General features: G+C 57.4%; 18 protein-coding genes and 3 tRNA genes. 10 read left to right on the top strand and 11 right to left on the bottom strand.

What is annotated here, in order from left to right:
- Positions 1-1,332, bottom strand: coding sequence for an amino-acid N-acetyltransferase (gene argA, locus FN633_RS16475; protein WP_042387905.1), 1,332 nt, complete (start codon positions 1,330-1,332; stop codon positions 1-3).
- 229 nt (positions 1,333-1,561) lie between these two features.
- Between argA and amiC the strand changes: the two genes are divergently transcribed.
- Positions 1,562-2,815: an N-acetylmuramoyl-L-alanine amidase AmiC gene (amiC, locus tag FN633_RS16470; protein WP_154058458.1), complete on the top strand. Its 1,254-nt coding sequence runs from the start codon at positions 1,562-1,564 to the stop codon at positions 2,813-2,815.
- An 81-nt stretch (positions 2,816-2,896) separates the two neighbouring features.
- On the opposite strand, the gene FN633_RS16465 is transcribed toward amiC, so the two are convergent.
- The 3 genes from FN633_RS16465 to FN633_RS16455 form a co-directional block, all read right to left on the bottom strand.
- Positions 2,897-2,973 (bottom strand) — tRNA-Met (locus tag FN633_RS16465).
- A gap of 49 nt (positions 2,974-3,022) precedes the next feature.
- A tRNA-Met gene (locus tag FN633_RS16460) sits at positions 3,023-3,099 on the bottom strand.
- A gap of 44 nt (positions 3,100-3,143) precedes the next feature.
- Positions 3,144-3,220: transfer RNA gene (locus tag FN633_RS16455), tRNA-Met, on the bottom strand.
- A 208-nt stretch (positions 3,221-3,428) separates the two neighbouring features.
- Here FN633_RS16455 and mltA point away from each other — a divergent pair.
- Both mltA and tcdA read left to right on the top strand, forming a co-directional pair.
- Positions 3,429-4,532, top strand: coding sequence for a murein transglycosylase A (gene mltA / locus FN633_RS16450; protein WP_042387901.1), 1,104 nt, complete (start codon positions 3,429-3,431; stop codon positions 4,530-4,532).
- Between the two features lie 41 nt (positions 4,533-4,573).
- Entirely contained in the window at positions 4,574-5,380 is an 807-nt protein-coding gene (gene tcdA, locus FN633_RS16445) for a tRNA cyclic N6-threonylcarbamoyladenosine(37) synthase TcdA (protein WP_154058457.1), read from the top strand.
- A gap of 30 nt (positions 5,381-5,410) precedes the next feature.
- Here the strand turns inward: tcdA and csdE are convergent, their stop codons facing one another.
- Complete coding sequence (gene csdE, locus FN633_RS16440) at positions 5,411-5,854, bottom strand: cysteine desulfurase sulfur acceptor subunit CsdE (protein ID WP_154058456.1); 444 nt, start codon at positions 5,852-5,854, stop codon at positions 5,411-5,413.
- Complete coding sequence (csdA, locus tag FN633_RS16435) at positions 5,854-7,059, bottom strand: cysteine desulfurase CsdA (protein WP_154058455.1); 1,206 nt, start codon at positions 7,057-7,059, stop codon at positions 5,854-5,856. Before csdA ends, csdE begins: the two co-directional genes overlap by 1 nt.
- 192 nt (positions 7,060-7,251) lie before the next feature.
- Here csdA and FN633_RS16430 point away from each other — a divergent pair, with 192 nt between their 5' ends.
- The 4 genes from FN633_RS16430 to rlmM all read left to right on the top strand — a co-directional run bounded on the left by FN633_RS16430 (position 7,252) and on the right by rlmM (position 10,304).
- Entirely contained in the window at positions 7,252-7,479 is a 228-nt protein-coding gene (locus tag FN633_RS16430) for a YgdI/YgdR family lipoprotein (RefSeq protein WP_042387893.1), read from the top strand.
- Positions 7,480-7,857: 378 nt separating this feature from the next.
- Positions 7,858-8,772: a glycine cleavage system transcriptional regulator GcvA gene (gcvA, locus tag FN633_RS16425; RefSeq protein ID WP_154058454.1), complete on the top strand. Its 915-nt coding sequence runs from the start codon at positions 7,858-7,860 to the stop codon at positions 8,770-8,772.
- Positions 8,773-8,815: 43 nt separating this feature from the next.
- Positions 8,816-9,211 carry a DUF423 domain-containing protein gene (locus tag FN633_RS16420; protein ID WP_144817724.1) on the top strand — a complete coding sequence of 132 codons (396 nt, stop codon included), beginning with the start codon at positions 8,816-8,818 and terminating at the stop codon, positions 9,209-9,211.
- A complete protein-coding gene (rlmM, locus tag FN633_RS16415) occupies positions 9,204-10,304 on the top strand; it encodes a 23S rRNA (cytidine(2498)-2'-O)-methyltransferase RlmM (protein ID WP_042387888.1) in 1,101 nt (366 codons plus the stop codon). The genes FN633_RS16420 and rlmM overlap by 8 nt, the downstream gene beginning before the upstream one ends.
- Before the next feature lie 44 nt (positions 10,305-10,348).
- Here the strand turns inward: rlmM and xni are convergent, their stop codons facing one another.
- The 5 genes from xni to queF all read right to left on the bottom strand — a co-directional run bounded on the left by xni (position 10,349) and on the right by queF (position 16,744).
- A complete protein-coding gene (gene xni / locus FN633_RS16410; protein WP_154058453.1) occupies positions 10,349-11,101 on the bottom strand; it encodes a flap endonuclease Xni in 753 nt (250 codons plus the stop codon).
- Between the two features lie 75 nt (positions 11,102-11,176).
- Positions 11,177-12,544, bottom strand: coding sequence for an L-serine ammonia-lyase (locus FN633_RS16405; RefSeq protein ID WP_042387883.1), 1,368 nt, complete (start codon positions 12,542-12,544; stop codon positions 11,177-11,179).
- A 61-nt stretch (positions 12,545-12,605) separates the two neighbouring features.
- Positions 12,606-13,907 (bottom strand): HAAAP family serine/threonine permease, encoded by a 1,302-nt coding sequence (locus FN633_RS16400; RefSeq protein WP_042387882.1) that lies wholly within the window; start codon positions 13,905-13,907, stop codon positions 12,606-12,608.
- Positions 13,908-14,403: 496 nt separating this feature from the next.
- Positions 14,404-15,768, bottom strand: coding sequence for a nucleotide 5'-monophosphate nucleosidase PpnN (gene ppnN / locus FN633_RS16395; RefSeq protein ID WP_154058452.1), 1,365 nt, complete (start codon positions 15,766-15,768; stop codon positions 14,404-14,406).
- Positions 15,769-15,895: 127 nt separating this feature from the next.
- Positions 15,896-16,744, bottom strand: coding sequence for an NADPH-dependent 7-cyano-7-deazaguanine reductase QueF (gene queF / locus FN633_RS16390; RefSeq protein WP_154058451.1), 849 nt, complete (start codon positions 16,742-16,744; stop codon positions 15,896-15,898).
- A gap of 69 nt (positions 16,745-16,813) precedes the next feature.
- Here queF and syd point away from each other — a divergent pair, with 69 nt between their 5' ends.
- From syd to truC, 3 genes are all read left to right on the top strand, one after another.
- Positions 16,814-17,359 carry a SecY-interacting protein gene (syd, locus tag FN633_RS16385; protein WP_154058450.1) on the top strand — a complete coding sequence of 182 codons (546 nt, stop codon included), beginning with the start codon at positions 16,814-16,816 and terminating at the stop codon, positions 17,357-17,359.
- Positions 17,360-18,010: 651 nt separating this feature from the next.
- A complete protein-coding gene (locus FN633_RS16380; protein WP_154058449.1) occupies positions 18,011-18,340 on the top strand; it encodes a YqcC family protein in 330 nt (109 codons plus the stop codon).
- A complete protein-coding gene (gene truC, locus FN633_RS16375) occupies positions 18,340-19,092 on the top strand; it encodes a tRNA pseudouridine(65) synthase TruC (RefSeq protein ID WP_154058448.1) in 753 nt (250 codons plus the stop codon). The genes FN633_RS16380 and truC overlap by 1 nt, the downstream gene beginning before the upstream one ends.

Raw genomic sequence — 19,092 nt, 5'->3', positions numbered from 1 at the left:
TTAGGTAAGGTCGGCCATCAGCACCTTTGAGCGGCGCTGATAGTTGTACATCTCTTTCTTGCTCTCCGGCAGCAGGTCGATATCCACCGGCGTAAAGCCGCGCTCCTGGAACCAGTGAATGCTGCGGGTGGTTAGCACAAACAGCTTGCTAAGGCCCATCTGCCGCGCCTGAAGGGCCACACGCTCCAGCAGCGCTTCCCCCCGCGACGAGCTGCGGTAGTCCGGGTGCACCGCCACGCAGGCCATCTCGCCAATTTTCTCTTCCGGGAACGGATAGAGCGCCGCGCAGGCGATAGTCAGGTTGTCGCGCTGAATAATCGTGAACTTGTCGATCTCCATCTCCAACTGCTCACGGGAGCGCCGCACCAGAATACCCTGCTGCTCCAGGGGACGGATCAGCTCCAGAATACCGCCGATGTCGTTGATGGTGGCGCGGCGGATCTGCTCGGCGCTCTCCATCACGATCTGCGTCCCGATGCCATCGCGGGAGAAAAGCTCCTGCAACAGCGCGCCATCTTCCTGATAGCTAATCAAGTGGCTGCGACGCACGCCACTGCGGCAGGCCTTCACCGCGCCGCGCAGGAAGCGCACCGTGCCGGAGTGATAATCCTGCCGCCCCTCCAGCTCTTCCACCCGTGCCTGCGCCTCGTTGGGGAACAGTTCCGAGACGATATTGCCCTCGTCGTTGATTACCCCCTGCGAGGAGCAGAAGCCGATCATCTTCTCCGCCTTCAGCTTGATCGCGAGCTGGGTGGCGACCTCTTCCGAGGTGAGGTTAAAGCTCTCCCCGGTCACGGAGACCGCCACCGGCCCCAGCAGCACAATCGCGCCGCCGTCGAGCTGGCGATGGATCGCCTCTTCATCAATGCGGCGAATACGTCCGCTGTGGCAGTAGTCGACGCCGTCATCCACGCCCAGCGGCTGAGCAATGATAAAGTTGCCGCTCACCACGTTGATATGCGCCCCCTGCAGCGGCGTATTGTTGAGGCTCATCGAGAGCCGGGCGGTGATATCAAGCTGTAGCAGCCCCGCCGCCTGTTTGACCAGTTCCAGGGTTTTTGCGTCGGTTACGCGGGTATGCTTGTGATAGATAGGCTCGTGGTGGTGCTCCGCCAGGTTGGCATCGATCTGCGGCCGTGCGCCGTAGACCACCACCAGGCGAATGCCGAGGCTGTGCAGCAGCCCTATGTCATTGACGATGCTGGAAAAGTTCTCATGCTCGATGGCTTCACCGCCCAGCATGATGACAAAGGTTTTTCCCCGATGGGCATTAATATAGGGAACAGAGTGGCGGAATCCCTGTACCAGTTCGGTTCGACGCTCCTTCACCACGGCACAACCCTCATTGCATGATTATTCGTAATTTATGTATTTTTATTCTTTTATTGCCGTGGGCGCAAGTCAAAATTTCACCGGGATGCAAGAAAAATCTCCACATTGTCACCGCCGTTAAATCAATGTTTACCCTTTTGTTGATGACAGTTTATGCATCATTCGTTAAAGTTTTTCGTCAAGCAGGCCGTTTTAATAATAAATGTCATATTTTTTGCTCGGGAGAGGCATGTCAGGATCCAACTCAGCTCTTAGCCGTCGCCAGCTGTTGCAAGGCGCTGGCGCTCTGTGGTTGCTTAGCGTAAGCAAGGCAGGTTTAGCCGCGGTAAGTCAGATTATTGCCGTCCGCGTCTGGCCTGCATCGACCTATACGCGCATTACCGTGGAGTCAAACCGGGTGCTGAAATACCGTCAGTTCGCCTTAAGCAACCCTGAACGGCTGGTGGTGGATATCGAAGGGGTGAACCTTAATTCGGTCCTGAAGGGGATGGGCACACAGATCCACGACAGCGATCCCTTTATCAAATCTGCCCGCGTGGGTCAGTTCGATCCCAATACCGTGCGGATGGTGTTTGAACTTAAGCAGAACGTCACGCCACACCTCTTCTCGCTGGCTCCGGTAGCCGAATTTAAAGAGCGTCTGGTGATGGATCTCTACCCGGTTAACGGGCAGAACGAGCAGGATCCGCTCCTGGCGCTGCTGGAGGATTACAACAAAGGCAGTCTGGAGAAGCAGGTTCCGCCTGCCCAGAGCGGACCGAAGCCGGGCAAGGCCGGGCGCGACCGTCCGGTAGTGATCATGCTCGATCCCGGCCACGGGGGCGAGGATCCGGGGGCGATCGGCAAATATAAAACCCGTGAAAAAGATGTGGTGCTACAGATTGCCCGCCGCCTGCGCGCGCTGATTGATAAAGAGGCCAATATGAAAGCCTACATGACGCGCAACGAAGATGTCTTTATTCCGCTGAAGGTGCGGGTCGCTAAGGCGCAGAAGCAGCGCGCCGATCTCTTTGTCTCCATCCACGCCGACGCCTTTACCAGCCGGGCCGCTCGCGGCTCATCGGTTTTTGCGCTATCAACGAAAGGGGCCACCAGTACGGCGGCAAAATACCTCGCCCAGACGCAGAACGCCGCCGACCTGATTGGTGGCGTAAGCAAGAGCGGCGATCAGTATCTGGATCACACTCTGTTCGATATGGTGCAGTCCCTGACCATTAACGACAGCCTGAAGTTTGGCAAAGAGGTGCTAAACCGCCTCGGGCACGTCAACAAGCTGCATAAAAACCGGGTCGATCAGGCGGGCTTTGCGGTGTTGAAAGCGCCGGATATCCCGTCGATTCTGGTAGAGACGGCGTTTATCAGTAACGTGGAAGAGGAGCGCAAGCTCAGAACCTCAGCGTTTCAGCAGGAGGTCGCGGAGTCGATTCTGGCTGGGATCAAGGCGTACTTTGCTGATGGTGTGACGTTGGCCCGCAGGGGCTAACGTTTTTCCCGCTCGTTTTCCCGGAAGGTTTTCCGGGAGACAGATACAAAAAAACACCCGGAAGGGTGTTTATTGTTGAAGTGGTTGCGGGGGCCGGATTTGAACCGACGACCTTCGGGTTATGAGCCCGACGAGCTACCAGGCTGCTCCACCCCGCGTCCGAGTCTTCTACTTCTTATTTTACTACACAATTTTACTTCACAGTGTTGGTTGCGGGGGCCGGATTTGAACCGACGACCTTCGGGTTATGAGCCCGACGAGCTACCAGGCTGCTCCACCCCGCGTCCGTCTCTGCTTATTCAGCAGGTTTCTTTCTTTCACACTGTATTGGTTGCGGGGGCCGGATTTGAACCGACGACCTTCGGGTTATGAGCCCGACGAGCTACCAGGCTGCTCCACCCCGCGTCCGTGGAAGCGCACTATACTCCGCTCGCTCTTTGACGCAACCCTTTTTCGAGAAAATTGTTAAATAATGAAAGTATCTGCATAAAAAAGGCACATTATGCGCGTTTTTTGAGCGTAATTGCCGTTAAGTTCCGTATTTCGCATTTCATTAGCGAAACTGGTTTGTTATCTTCATCACGCCCCCTGGTTAACCAAAAGATGAGAAACAATGAAAGGACGTTGGTCGAAGTATCTCCTCACGGGCGCAGCGCTGGCTTTGCTTGCCGCCTGCTCCTCAAAACCGACCGATCGCGGTCAGCAGTATGAAGATGGGAAATTAACCCAGCCTTTCACCCTGGTAAACCAGCCCGATGCGGTGGGTGCGCCGATTAACGGCGGTGACTTTGCCCAGCAGGTAGGCCAGATCCGCAGCGCTTCGCCGCGCCTCTATGGCAACCAGAGCGCCGTCTACAGTGCGGTGCAGGAGTGGCTGCGCGCCGGGGGCGATACCCGCACTATGCGCCAGTACGGCATTGACGCCTGGCAGATGAACGGCACCGATAACTACGGCAACGTTCAGTTTACCGGCTACTACACGCCGGTCGTCCAGGCCCGCCATACCCGACAGGGCGAGTTCCAGTATCCTATCTACCGCATGCCGCCTAAACGTGGCCGCCTGCCGTCCCGGGCAGAGATCTACGCGGGCGCGCTCAGCGACAACTATGTTCTGGCCTACAGCAACTCGCTGATGGACAACTTTATTATGGACGTGCAGGGCAGCGGCTATATCGATTTCGGCGACGGCAGCCCGCTTAACTTCTTCAGCTACGGCGGTAAAAACGGCCACGCCTACCGCAGTATCGGTAAAGTGCTGATCGATCGTGGGGAAGTGAAGCGCGAAGATATGTCGATGCAGGCGATCCGCCACTGGGGCGAAACCCACAGTCCGGCGGAGGTGCAGGAGCTGCTGGAGCAGAACCCATCCTTTGTCTTCTTTAAACCGCAGTCCTATGCGCCGGTGAAAGGTGCCAGCGCCGTGCCGCTGATTGGCCGCGCCTCGGTGGCCTCCGACCGCAGCATTATCCCGGCGGGAACCACCCTGCTGGCGGAAGTGCCGCTGCTGGATAATAACGGCAAGTTCAACGGTCAGTATGAGCTGCGCCTGATGGTGGCCCTCGACGTGGGTGGCGCGATTAAGGGTCAGCACTTTGATATCTATCAGGGGATTGGTCCCGAGGCCGGGCACCGCGCCGGATGGTATAATCACTACGGTCGCGTCTGGGTATTGAAAAATGCGCCGGGGGCAGGAACCGGTAACGTCTTTAGCGGCTGAGTATGCTAATCTGCGCGCCCAATTTTACTCTCTGAGGTCTTATGTCTGTGGTAATCAGCGACGCCTGGCGTCAGCGTTTTGGCGGCACGGCGCGGTTATACGGTGAAGAGGCGCTGGCACTGTTTGCTGGCGCGCATATCTGCGTGGTCGGCATTGGCGGCGTGGGCTCCTGGGCGGCGGAGGCGCTGGCCCGCACCGGGATCGGCGCTATTACGCTGATCGATATGGACGACGTCTGCGTGACCAACACCAACCGGCAGATCCACGCCCTACGCGACAGCGTTGGGCTGGCCAAAGCCGAGGTGATGGCGGAGCGCATTCGCCAGATCAACCCTGAGTGCCTGGTGACGGTGGTGGACGACTTCGTGACCGCCGACAACGTGTCGACGCTGCTGAACAAGGACTTCACCTATGTCATTGATGCGATCGACAGCGTGCGCCCCAAGGCTGCGCTAATTTCCTACTGCCGCCGGTATAAAATTCCGCTGGTGACCACCGGCGGCGCGGGCGGGCAGATCGATCCGACGCAGATTCAGGTCAGCGATCTGGCAAAGACGATCCAGGATCCGCTGGCGGCCAAGCTGCGCGAACGGCTGAAAAGCGACTTTGGGGTGGTGAAAAACAGCAAGGGCAAGCTGGGCGTGGACTGCGTCTTCTCTACCGAGGCGCTGGTCTACCCGCAGGCAGACGGCTCGGTCTGTGCCATGAAGAGTACCGCAGAGGGGCCGAAGCGGATGGACTGCGCCTCCGGCTTTGGTGCGGCTACCATGGTCACCGCCACCTTTGGTTTTGTGGCGGTCTCCCATGCGCTGAAGAAGATGATGGCCAAGGCGGCTCGCACTCCGTAGGCCCGGTAAGCGTAGCGCCACCGGGCGTTTTCACCCCTGACGCGCCGCCTCAACCACCGCCTCGCTCAGCGCCGCCAGGCCCTGTGTCCGCGAGGCGCTCAGCTGGGCGCGCAGGCCAAGCTCATCAAACAGCGCCAGCGGATCGTCCGCCAGCAGCGCGTCGGCGCTTTTCCCCTCGACGGCGGTCAGCAGAACCGCCAGCAGGCCGCGTACGATGCGCCCCTCACTGTCACCAAAGAAGTGCATTTTCCCCGTTGCCGTGCGCGTATGACCCAGCCAGACCCGGTTTTCACAGCCGGGGATCTCCCGAGCCTGCGCCTTTAGCTCTTCCGACAGGGGCGGCAGCTGCTTGCCGAGCATAATTAGCTGGCGATACTTGTCCTCCCACTGGGTCAGCGGGCCAAAGGTCTTTTTCAGCGTCTCTTCGGTGACGGCGGTGCCAAACGGGTGTCCGGCAAAAGCAGGGCTAGTCATTAATCCACCAGTATCTCAAGGGCGCGATCGACGGCGTTAACCAGCGCGTCGACGTCGGCTTTCGTGTTGTAGGGCGCAAACGAGGCGCGCAGCGTCCCGCTCACGCCGAGGGCTGCCAGCAGCGGCTGGGCGCAGTGCTGCCCGGCGCGCAGGGCGATCCCGTACTCTGCCAGCAGGGTAACCATATCGCTGTGATGCACGCCGGCAAAATCAAACGCCAGCAGGCTGGAGTCCTGGCAGCGGAACGAGCGGAAACCAGGACGCTGGGCCAGCGCCTCTTCGGCCAGCGTCGCCAGGCCACGGCTATAGCTCTCGGCCTGCACGATATCAAACCCCTCCAGCCACTCCAGTGCGGCGCAGAGGCCAATCACCCCGGCGACGTTGGGCGTACCCGCCTCCAGACGATAGGGCACGGGCTGAGTGGTAAAGCCGTCGAAGGTCACTTCGGCGATCATCTTGCCGCCGCCCAGCCAGGGCGACATCTCATCCAGCAGGCTGGCTTTGCCGTAAAGCACGCCGATCCCGGTCGGACCATACAGCTTATGGCCAGAGAAGGCGTAGAAGTCGATGCCCAGCTTCTGCACGTCGGCGGGAAAGTGCACCGCACCCTGCGCGCCGTCAACCACCACCACCATGCCTGCACCGTGGGCCCAGGCGATAGCGCGAGCCAGATCCGGGCAGCCGCCGGTAACGTTAGACATCTGCCCAAGGGCGAGAATACAGCTGCGCGGGGTAATCAGCTCATCAAGCTGCTCAACGTCCGGCACGCCGTTGGCCGCCAGCGGCAGCTTAACGATGCGTGCCCCGGTCTGCTCGGCCACCATCAGCCAGGGCACCAGGTTGGCATGGTGCTCGGCCACGCTGACGATGATCTCATCTCCCGCCTTCAAGCGCGGACGGGCATAGCACTGGGCGACCATATTAATGGCTTCGGTGGTGCCTCGCGTCCAGACGATATTCTTGCCGGAGGGGGCGTTTAGCAGAGCCGCAACGCGATCCCGCGCCGCTTCATAGCGTGCCGTCAGCCGCTGGGCCTCGGCAAACTGGCTGCGGTGGACGTTGCCTGCGCTCAGGCTGTAGAACTGCTGCGTGGCGTCGATCACCGCCTGGGGCTTCAGCGCCGTGGCGGCAGAGTCCAGGTAGATACCGGCATCGGCAAGCGCCGGGAACTGGGCGCGAAACTGCGCAGGATTAAAAGCGTTCATAGAATTCCTCATATCAATATAAGGATCGTCGCGCAATTTTCACCAATGTACAAGCAAAGTGCTAACCATCGGAATTATCTGTTTATCCTGGCGAATTTATGTAAGCCGATTATGCTGATAAGTGTTAGGTGACACTTGAAGCCTGTTTAGAAAAACGGTTTGAATAGCATTTATTGCTAAAAGGAGAAGAAGATGAAAAAGACTGCCGCAATTATCTCTGCTTGTACACTGGCTTTTGCCCTGAGCGCCTGTTCTGGTCCGAACTATGTCATGCACACCAATGATGGTCGTACGATTGTTTCCGACGGTAAGCCGAAGACTGACGATCAGACCGGGATGATCTCGTATAAAGATGCGAACGGTAATAAACAGCAGATTAACCGCAGCGACGTAAAAGAGATGGTCGCGCTGGAGAAATAATCTCGGGTTAAGCTACTGAAATTTAAGCTACTAAAAATAGCCTAAAAAAAAGCACCGCAATTCGCGGTGCTACATTAATCACTATGGACAGACAGGGTAAATGTACAGGAAGTGAAATAGGGTAGCGTTGCTACCATGGTCTGAATCGCAGACCAAATGCAAACACAACAACACAACATCACAACCGTAAGCCAAAAGCCCATCAGAACACGCATTCCAAAAAAAGCTTTTCGTTCCGGCTCAGGAAGTGCCGCCACTATAGGTATTTGCTGGTAGTTCCTCAACGGACAATTTATAATGGCTCAGATAAAAAAAACTAATAGGTAACGTGTTGTTTCCTGTTTGTTAAAATGATTTAACACCTAAGCCAAATAACCCATGTCTAAGCGATTACCGCCCTTAAATGCATTACGTGTTTTTGATGCCGCCGCCCGCCATTTAAGTTTTACTCGCGCCGCCGATGAGCTTTTTGTGACGCAGGCCGCAGTAAGCCACCAGATCAAGTCTCTTGAGGATTTTCTTGGGCTCAAGCTGTTCCGCCGCCGTAACCGATCCCTGCTGTTAACGGAAGAGGGACAGAGCTATTTTCAGGATATCAAAGAGATTTTTTCCCAGCTCACCGAGGCCACGCGCAAGCTGCAGTCGCGCAGCGCAAAAGGGGCGTTAACCGTCAGTTTATTGCCCAGCTTTGCCATTCAGTGGCTGGTGCCAAGACTCTCTAGCTTTAACTCAGCTTATCCGGGAATCGACGTCCGTATCCAGGCCGTAGACCGTGAGGTCGATAAGCTGGCGGACGACGTCGACGTGGCCATTTTTTACGGCCGGGGTAACTGGCCAGGCTTGCGTGTTGAAAAATTATACGCAGAATATCTGCTTCCGGTCTGCTCACCGCTGCTGCTGACCGGTGACAAACCGATAAAGGCCCCTGAGGATCTGGCAAAGCATACGCTGCTGCATGATGCCTCGCGCCGCGACTGGCAGACCTATACCCGCCAGCTGGGCCTGAATCTTAACGTGCAGCAGGGGCCCATCTTCAGCCACAGCGCCATGGTGCTGCAGGCGGCGATCCACGGTCAGGGCGTTGCGCTGGCAAATAACGTGATGGCCCAGTCGGAGATCGAAGCCGGTCGTCTGGCCTGTCCGTTTAACGACGTGCTGGTCAGTAAAAACGCCTTTTATCTGGTTTGTCATGACAGTCAGGCAGAACTGGGTAAAATAGCCGCCTTCCGCCAGTGGATCCTGGCCAAAGCGGCAGCCGAGCAAGAAAAATTTCGCTTTCGCTATGAGCAATAACGTATATAGGCGCGCGGTTAGCGCATGACTTTAGGGTAAGACTATGACCAGCCGATTTATGCTGATTTTTGCCGCCATCAGCGGTTTTATTTTTGTGGCCCTGGGCGCATTTGGCGCACACGTATTGAGTAAATCGTTAGGCGCGGCCGAGATGGGCTGGATCCAGACCGGTCTTGAGTACCAGGCGTTTCACACCCTGGCAGTCTTTGGCCTGGCGGTAGCGATGCAGCGCCGGATCAGCATCTGGTTCTACTGGAGCAGCGTCTTTCTGGCGCTGGGTACGGTTCTCTTCAGCGGAAGCCTTTACTGCCTCGCGCTGTCGCATCTGCGCCTGTGGGCGTTTGTCACCCCAGTCGGCGGCGTTAGCTTCCTTACCGGCTGGGTATTAATGTTAATTGGCGCAATTCGTCTGAAACGTAAAGGCCCTGGTCATGAATAAGCTTGTACTGCTGTGTCGCCCCGGATTTGAAAAAGAGTGCGCCGCAGAGATCACCGATAAGGCCGGGCGGCTGAACGTGTTTGGTTTTGCCCGCGTCAAAGATAACGCTGGCTATGTGATTTTCGAGTGCTACCAGGCCGAAGAGGCTGACAAGCTGGCGCGGGAGCTGCCGTTTAGCTCGCTGATTTTTGTGCGCCAGATGTTCGTGGTCGGTGAACTGCTTCAGGATCTGCCTCCGGAGGATCGCATCACGCCGATCGTTGGCATGCTGCAGGGCGTGGTCGAGAAGGGCGGCGAGCTGCGCGTTGAGGTGGCGGATACCAATGAAAGCAAAGAGCTGATGAAGTTCTGCCGCAAGTTCACCGTGCCGCTGCGCGCTGCGCTGCGTGAGGCGAAGATCCTCACCAGCTACGAAACCGCCAAGCGTCCGGTGGTGCATGTCTTCTTTATCGCGCCCGGCTGCTGCTATACCGGCTACTCCTACTCCGACAATAATTCGCCGTTCTACATGGGCATCCCGCGCCTGAAGTTCCCGTCCGATGCGCCGAGCCGCTCTACGCTGAAGCTGGAAGAGGCGTTCCACGTCTTTATCCCGGCGGACGAGTGGGATGAGCGCCTGGCCAACGGCATGCACGCTGTCGATCTTGGGGCCTGCCCCGGCGGCTGGACCTATCAGCTGGTGAAGCGCAATATGTGGGTTGCGTCGGTGGATAACGGTCCGATGGCCCAGAGCCTGATGGATACCGGACAGGTGACCTGGCTGCGGGAAGACGGTTTTAGATATCGCCCAACGCGCAGCAACATTACCTGGATGGTGTGCGATATGGTGGAGAAGCCTGCGAAAGTTGCCGCCCTGATGGCGCAGTGGCTGGTTAACGGCTGGTGCCGGGAAACCATCTTTAACCTCAAATTGCCGATGAAAAAGCGCTATGAGGAGGTCTCGAACAACCTCGCGTACATTCAGCAGCAGCTGGAAGCGAACGGCATCAACGCCCAGATCCAGGCCCGTCAGCTCTACCATGACCGCGAAGAGGTGACGGTGCACGTCCGTCGCTGGTGGGCAGCCGTAGGTGGCCGTCGCGACGAGCGTTAAGTTATTGGTTTAATAGGCCCGGTAAGCGCAGCGCCACCGGGCGGTTACACTAACCTTAGCTGTTGTAAATTGCCGTCGAGGTGCAGTTCTGTCTGTAGCGTTGCCACCTCGCGGCAGATAAACGCCATCTCCCGGTGCGCCTCAAGCTTGCCGCGCCACTTCTCCGGCACCTCGTTCAGATGGGCGTAGATCCCTTCCAACGTTTGAAACTGCGTCAGCAGCTGAGCGGCGCTCTTCTGACCAATCCCCGCCACGCCGGGTATTTTCGAACTGCTGATGCCCGCCAGTCCCCAGAAGTCCGTTAGCTGCTCCGGCAGAACGCCAAACTCGCCTGCAATAAAGGGCGCATCCAGCCAGCGCTTTTGAAAGTAGTCGCGAATGCGCAGGGTGGGGGAGAGAAGCTGGCAGTAGCCTTTATCGGTTGAGACGATGGTCGCCTGATGTCCCGCCTGGGCCACCTTGACCGCCAGGGTGGCGGCGAGATCGTCCGCCTCGTTACCCTCGGAGATCCAGCAGCGCACGCCGCGCTGTTCAAACGCCGCGCGCAGGGCAGGCATTTCGCCGTGCAGGGTATCGGGCATCGGCGGACGACCCGCCTTATAGTCCGGCAGCTTCTGGTGCCGCCAGCCGCTGTTGCGGGCCTCGTCGTCAAACACCGCGACCGCGTGGGTCGGCTGGCTGTGAACAATCAGCTGTCCCAGCGCGTGCGTACAGACATCCACGCAGGGTGAGCCCTGTACGGCATGAATACGGCGAATAAGGTTAAGTGCATCAACGATAAGCAGATGAACGGCCACGCGATCCTCCCGGCAATGACAGACCGGCTAAGGGTATCATTGACGGGAGGTGGTGACCATTCATCGCTCAGGGGATCAATCGCAGGCGACGATTTTCATTGCCAGCCCGCCGCGGGAGGTCTCGCGGTATTTGGCGTTCATGTCCTTGCCGGTTTCGTACATGGTTTCGATCACCTTGTCGAGGCAGACGCGCGGCTCGCTAGTGCGACGCAGCGCCATCCGCGCGGCATTCACCGCTTTGACAGAGGCGATGGCGTTACGCTCGATGCAGGGAACCTGTACCTGACCGGCAACCGGATCGCAGGTGAGACCCAAGTTGTGCTCCATGCCGATTTCCGCCGCGATGCAGACCTGGGTCGGGCTACCGCCCAGCAGCTCGGTCAGCCCGGCAGCCGCCATTGAGCAGGCGACGCCAACTTCACCCTGACAGCCCACCTCCGCCCCGGAGATCGAGGCGTTCATCTTATAGAGCGAGCCGATGGCGCTGCACACCAGCAGATAGCGCGCCAGCGAGTTAGCGTTCACTTCGCGGATGAACTTGTCGTAATAGGCCAGCACGGCGGGAACGATACCGCATGCGCCATTGGTTGGTGCGGTGACCACGCGCCCGCCAGCGGCATTCTCTTCGTTGACCGCCAGGGCAAACATGTTGATCCAGTCGACCACCGCCATCGGATCGGTGGTGGTTTTATCGCTGCTCACCAGCATCCGGCGCAGTGCTGCCGCCCGACGCGGAACCCGCAGCTTGCCCGGCAGCGCCCCTTCAGTGGTGATCCCGCGCTCGATGCCGCCGCGCATGACCGCCCAGACGCTGGCGAAGTGCTGCTCCAGCGCCGCTTTGCTGTGCAGGGCCAGCTCGTTCTCCATCATCAGCCCGGAGAGCGACAGGCCGGTCTGCTGACAGTGGCGCTGCAGATCGGCGGCGTTCTTATAGGGATAGGGCACGGCAACCGGCGAGTCGCTGGTCTGGCCGAAGTGCGCCTCATCGACGATAAACCCGCCGCCGATAGAGTAGTAGGTCTGGCTGTAAAGCAGCGTATCGCCTGCCAGGGCGCTGATACGCATCCCGTTTTCATGCAGAGAGAGGTTATCAGCATGGAAGTTCATGCTCTGCTCAAGAGGAAAATCGACCTCATGCTGACCGTTCGCCAGCGGCAGACGGCCTCGGGCACTGACATCAGCAATAAATGCCGGGATGGCATCGATGTCGACGCTGTCCGGCAGGTTGCCTGCAAGGCCCATAATAATGGCTATATCGGTGTGGTGGCCTTTGCCGGTAAGCGACAGCGAGCCATATACGTCAACCACCACGCGGGTAGTCTCGGCAAGGATGCCGCGCGCTACGAGGTCATCGGTAAACTGCTTTCCGGCTTTCATTGGCCCGACGGTGTGCGAGCTGGAGGGACCAATACCAATTTTAAAGATATCGAATACGCTGATCATACTGATTGTCCATGGCGTAGTGCTGGGTTCGCCGCCCGGGTGGGCGGCGAGGGGGGATAACTTAAGCAGCGAAGAGGTGATACAGGGAGTAGAAGATCGCAGAGATAGCGATCAGACCCATCACCACCACAAACGCGTTGCTAATGTGGCCGCTGTATTTACGCATCGCCGGGACTTTCTGAATGGCGTACATCGGCATCAGGAACAGGATCATCGCGATAACCGGGCCGCCCAGGGTTTCGATCAAGCCGAGGATGCTCGGGTTCAGCGTCGCAACCAGCCAGGTGGTCAGCAGCATGAAGATCGCCGTGATGCGGTTCAGCTTGCCGATCTCCATGGTTTTGCCTTTGCCGCGCAGGGACTTAATGATCATCCCGTTAAAGCCTTCGCGCGCGCCCAGGTAGTGGCCGAGGAAAGATTTAGTGATTGCGACCATGGCGATAATCGGTGCCATCCACTCAATGACCGGGGCATGGAAGTGGTTAGCCAGGTAGGAGAGGATAGAGATGTTCTGCTCTTTCGCCGCAACCAGATCGGCCGGGGCCAGGCTCAGCACGCAGCTGAAGACAAAGAACATCACCGTCAGCACCATCATGATGTGGGCATAGGAGAGGATGCGGGAGCATTTTTTCTCTGCGTCATCGCCGTACTCTTCGCGTTTAGCAACGGCGAAGGAGGAGATGATCGGCGAGTGGTTGAAGGAGAAGACCATCACCGGGATCGCCAGCCACAGGGTCATCCACAGGCCTTGTCCGGTGTTAGCGGCAGCATCAAAGGAGAGGGTCTCCAGCGCCGCGCCGCTCCACTGTGGGATCAGGTAGAGCGCCAGCAGCATCAGGGCAATCACAAACGGGAATACCAGGATGCTCATCGCCTTAACGATCATCTTCTCGCCGAAGCGCACGATGGTCATCATGCCGACGATCAGGATCAGGGACAGCACGACGCGCGGCGGCGAAACCATGCCCAGCTGGTGGGTCAGGAAGCTGTCGACGGTGTTAGTGATCGCCACGCTGTAAACCAGCAGGATCGGGTAGATAGCAAAGAAGTAGAGCAGGGTGATGACCTTACCGGCACCCACGCCAAAATGCTCTTCCACCACTTCGGTGATGTCTTCGCCAGGGTTTTTCCCTGACAGCACGAAGCGGGTCAGGCCGCGGTGGGCAAAAAAGGTCATCGGGAAGGCGATAATCGCCATGATGATCAGGGGGATCATGCCGCCGACGCCGGCGTTAATCGGCAGGAACAGCACACCTGCGCCAATCGCTGTGCCATACAGGCCCAGCATCCACATGGTATCGCTCTTACGCCATGTGCTTCGCGTTGCCTGCGAAGCAATGGTGCTGGTTTGCGTGGTTTCCATCTCTATCTCCATTTACTTTAAAAGCTAAATATCAGGCGCTTAGTCAAATCTGATGAAAAAGCGCCCAACGGTAATATGAAATTGGGTTAAGTAACGTATTGGGATTATTTTTCTCCGTTACATTTTGCGGCGGAACGATACATTTATGTTATGACCCTGACAGTGATCGCGATCTCAATTGCAATAATCCACTTTCTATATGGCTGTGTTTAGACCAACGCGCTGCTAAAAATGCCCACAGGGAGATTTATGGTGGCGAAGGCTATCATCGCCAGGATTTGCGATCAAAGCGCCAGGCATGAAATACGATAATCACCCGGTAAAAAGCGCAGATGGCAGCGTTTTATCAGATTTAAGCAAAACTTTTCTGGATAAATAACGGCGTGCACTTTTCAAGCAATCGATTGCTTTTAGGCGGAGGGATTAGAAATATAAGTTCGGTGTATGTATTGAGTAGGCCGGGTAAGCGGAGCGCCACCCGGCAGGTCAGGAAAAATCAGGCACAAATTTCGTAGCAGGGGATATAGGCCGAGCCTGGCAGCTTCATGCGGTGCTGGGCCACAAAGCCCTGGAGCAGATCGTCCATCCGGCGCATCATTGCCCGGTCACCGTGGATCTTGTACGGTCCGGCGGCTTCAATGGCACGAATGCCTACCTCTTTGACGTTGCCCGCCACGATCCCTGAGAAGGCGCGACGTAGGTCTGCCGCCAGCACCTCCACCGGCCGATCCGGGTAGAGCTGAAGGTTAGCCATGTTCTCATGGGTCGGCTCGAACGGCATCTGCAGATCCGGCGTAATGCGGATAGACCAGTTAAAGCTGTAGGCGTCTCCGGTATCGCGACGGTGCTCTTTCACCAGCGGCATCGCTTTTTTCATCTGGCGAGCCACTTCCGGCGCATCGTCAATGATGATGCGGTAGTAGCGGCGGGCCGATTCGCCGAGCGTATGGGTAATAAACTCGTCCAGCACGCGGAAGTAGTCTGCGCTCTGTTTTGGCCCGGTGAGGATCAGCGGCAGCACCTGATGCTGGTTGGCCGGGTTCATCAGAATGCCGAGCAGGTAGAGCAGCTCTTCTGCCGTTCCCACGCCGCCGGGGAAGATGATGATCCCGTGGGCGATGCGTACAAAGGCCTCCAGACGCTTCTCGATATCCGGCATGATCACCAGCTCGTTGACCAGCGGGTTAGGCGGCTCGGCGGCGATGATGGACGGTTCGGTCATGCCGATAAAGCGTCCTTCTTTATAGCGCTGCTGGGCATGGCCCACCGCCGCCCCTTTCATCGGGGCTTCCATCGCGCCAGGGCCACAGCCGGTGCAGATATTCAGCTCGCGCAGGCCCAGCTGCGTTCCGACGCGGCGAGCGTAAAGGTACTCGGTTTCATTGATCGAGTGGCCGCCCCAGCACACTACCATATTAGGCGCTTCGCCCACGTGCAGCGCGCGGGCGTTGCGCAGGATCGAGAAGACCAGGTTGGTGATGTGGGTGGAGCTCTCAAGGTTAAGGTGCTGGAAGCGCCCGGCGTTGTGGATCTGTCCGTTGACGAACAGGATATCGCGCAGCACGGCAAAGAGGTTAGCCTGGAGCGAGCGGATAATACGTCCGTCAACGAATGCCTCTTCCGGCGGGTTGATCAGCTCCAGCTTTACGCCGCGTTCGCGACGTAACACGTTGATATCAAAATTCTCGAAGCGGGACAGCAGCTCTTTACTGCTGTCGGTCTGGCTTCCTGAGTTTAGAACGGCAAGTGAACAGTTACGAAACAGTTGATAAAGGTCGCTGCTGGCCGAGCTTTTAAGCATATCGACTTCCAGCTGCGACAACAGATCCATTGAGCCTAGCGGGCTAATATGTGTAATCAAGTGAACTCCTTATGGGGCGAAGATCGCCGCTCCCTGTGATTACAATAGCCCTGGCATGTGACGTTTAACAACCTCAGGCGCGGAATCCACCGCGCAAATCAGTAAAAAATCGTACTTTTTGCCGCCGTTACTGGCGCACCAGACGACCGGTCGCGGGCTGGAAGTCGGTGTTGCTACGCCACGGGTTGATATCCAGACCGCCGCGACGGGTATAGCGGGCATAGACGCTCAGCGTTTCCGGCTGGCAGAAGCGCAGCAGATCGTTAAAGATGCGCTCTACGCACTGCTCGTGAAACTCATTGTGGTGGCGGAAGGAGACCAGATAGCGCAGGAGCTTCTCGCGATCGATCTGCGGCCCGCGATACTGAATCTGAACGGAACCCCAGTCCGGCTGGTGGGTGATCAGGCAGTTGGACTTCAGCAGATGGCTGACCAGGGTTTCCTCCACTACGCTGCCATCCGCGGCGTTTTGCAGATAGTCGGCGTTGAACTGGTAGTCATCGATCACGATATCCTGGTTATCGATGCACTTACCGTTGAAGTGGGCGATCGGCTGGCCTTCCAGCTCATCCAATGCATAGAGCATCACGCTCACTTTGCCCTGCGCGCAGGCGCTGAGATCCCGCTCCAGCGTCTCGCGGACCTCTTCCCAACGGCTAAAGCGCGTTTGGTTAAAACTGTTCAGGTAGAGCTTAAAGCTTTTTGACTCCACCAGATTGATGCTGCTGTAGTCCAGCTCGACATGGCCCACTGCAACCTGCGGCAGGCCGTTGGCGTTGAGCCATGACAGCTCATACAGCGTCCAGATGTCACCGCCGTGGAAGGGCAGGCTGTCGGCATGCAGGCCGAGGGGATCGCGATTCAAGCTGCGGGGAACGCCCTGCAGCAGGGTTGCGTCGTAGGTATCGCAGTAGCGGGTGGTTTTGCCCAGGGTCAGGCCAGCCAGCGCCTGGTGGTTATCATAAGAAGAAGACATGTTTCATCGCCGTTTTGCAGGTAAACTCTCAGCCTTAAGTTTATCCTGGCTGAGTGAAGAGAGGAACCGGTGGACCAAGAGACATCCCTTGCCCTGAAGGCTTTTACCGCGCGCTACTGCGACGCCTGGCATGAGACCCACAATAGTTGGCCGCAGAGTGAGGCGCTGTATGGCGTGCCGTCACCCTGTGTGATCTCCTCGCTGGAAGACCGGGTCATCTGGCAACCCCAACCTTTTGATGCAGTAGAAAATGTAAACGCTGTTGAACGTGCATTAGATATTGTGATACAACCTGCAGTTCACAGCTTTTATTCCACACAGTTTGCCGGTGATATGCTGGCACGATTCGAGAATGAGACGCTGACGCTCCTGCAAACCTGGAGTGCGGACGATTTCCTGCGTGTTCAGGAGAATCTCATTGGACATCTGGTGACGCAGAAGCGATTAAAGCTGCCACCCACGCTATTTATCGCCACGCTCGATAGCGAACTCGATGTCATCTCGATCTGTAACTTAACCGGCGAGGTGGTGAAAGAGACGCTCGGTACCCGTCATCGCACCGTGCTCGCCCCTTCGGTAGCGCTATTCCTTCAGCGGCTTGAGCCTGTCATGTAATCCAATCCTCTATTACGCGTGTGAGAGATCTCTTACAGGTGTGTAGGATATTGCCATTTTGTTAAAAAATATTTTGAAGATGTAAAATCGATAAAGCAAATCTAAATCAGGTATTTACTAAAAACTGCGCAACATTTAACGCAAATTAATCCGCACTAAAGTCTTATGGCATGCTTGCAAGACGAAGCGGAAAGGTCGATTCTAATTGTGTCGACAGGATGTTGAACACGAAGTGAATATCAGGATGATGTCGCTTCTGACACAGGACATACCGGGACGGTATTACAGGGAAAGGCTTCAGGATGAAGCAGAGAGGATAACGCCGGAGCGCGTTAAAGGACACCTCCAGGAAGGAGAATGTGAACCGGGCAGGATATCCGGTGAATCAGGATGATTAGGATGTCGCTTAATGGATTAAGCGTGTCGTATCGGGCGATGCGAGCAGGCAGCATGGTTTATGGATGAACAGGGTTTATGGATGAACAGGTCAGGAGACCGCAGGAAAAGTTTTCATGGATGAGCAGGGAGCATCAAGGTAGCCGGACTGCTGCTAAACGAACCGGGAGCACTGTTTAATTACAGTGCTCCCTTTTTTATTTCCCCTTCCGCAATGCTATTCTGCGCGCCAGTTCGATCGTCATTGAGGTTTCTATGTCTCTTCATATCAGCGTACGCGAGCAGCTGCACGCCATTGAGGCGCTGCTGCGCGAGAAAAAAGTCTGGCAGGGCGTTGCGCCAGAGAGCAGTGCGTTTGCCAGCACGCAACCCTTCTGCCTGGATACGCTTGCCCCGCTGGAGTGGCTGCAGTGGGTGTTAATCCCCCGTATGCACGCCCTGCTGGATAGCGGTCAGCCGCTGCCGCAGACCTTTGCCGTGACCCCTTATTACGAGATGGCGCTCGATGCCAGCGATCCGCTGCGCGATGTCATCCTTGTGCATCTGCAACGCCTTGATGCGCTCTTTGCCGGTAGCGACGCCTGATGCTGGAGATTATTTATCAGGATGAGTGGCTGGTGGCGGTGAACAAACCCTCCGGCTGGCTGGTGCACCGTAGCTGGCTCGATCGCGATGAAAAAGTGGTGGTGATGCAAACCGTGCGGGATCAGATTGGTCAGCACGTCTTTACTGCTCACCGTCTGGATCGGCCCACCTCCGGCGTGCTGCTGATGGGGCTCTCCAGCGAGGCGGGGCGTCTGCTCTCCCAGCAGTTTGAGCAACACCTAATCCAGAAGCGCTACCATGCGATTGTCCGCGGCTGGCTGATGGACGCCGCCACGTTGGACTACCCGCTGGTAGAGGAGCTGGATAAGATCGCCGATAAGTTTTCCCGCACTGACAAAGAGCCGCAGCCAGCGGTTACCCGCTATCGCGGGCTGGCGACCGTTGAGCTGCCGGTTGCCGTCAGCAAGTTTCCGACAACCCGCTACGGGCTGGTAGAGCTGGATCCGCAAACCGGACGCAAGCACCAGCTGCGCCGTCACCTTACCCACCTGCGCCATCCGATTATTGGCGACAGCAAGCATGGCGATCTGCGTCAGAACCGCAGCGCGGCGGCGCACTTTGGCCTGAATCGGCTCATGCTGCACGCCAGCGAGCTTTCCCTGACCCATCCCTTTACCGGCGAGCCGTTGACGCTGCGCGCTGGGCTGGACGACGTCTGGATGCAGGCGTTAACCCAGTTTGGCTGGCGCGGCCTTCTCCCGATGAATGAGTGCGGATCCTACAGTGTATAG

The organism is Pseudescherichia vulneris (genome assembly GCF_902164725.1).
Classification (GTDB): Bacteria; Pseudomonadota; Gammaproteobacteria; order Enterobacterales; family Enterobacteriaceae; genus Pseudescherichia; species Pseudescherichia vulneris.
This window is presented reverse-complemented; position numbering and strand designations above follow the sequence as displayed.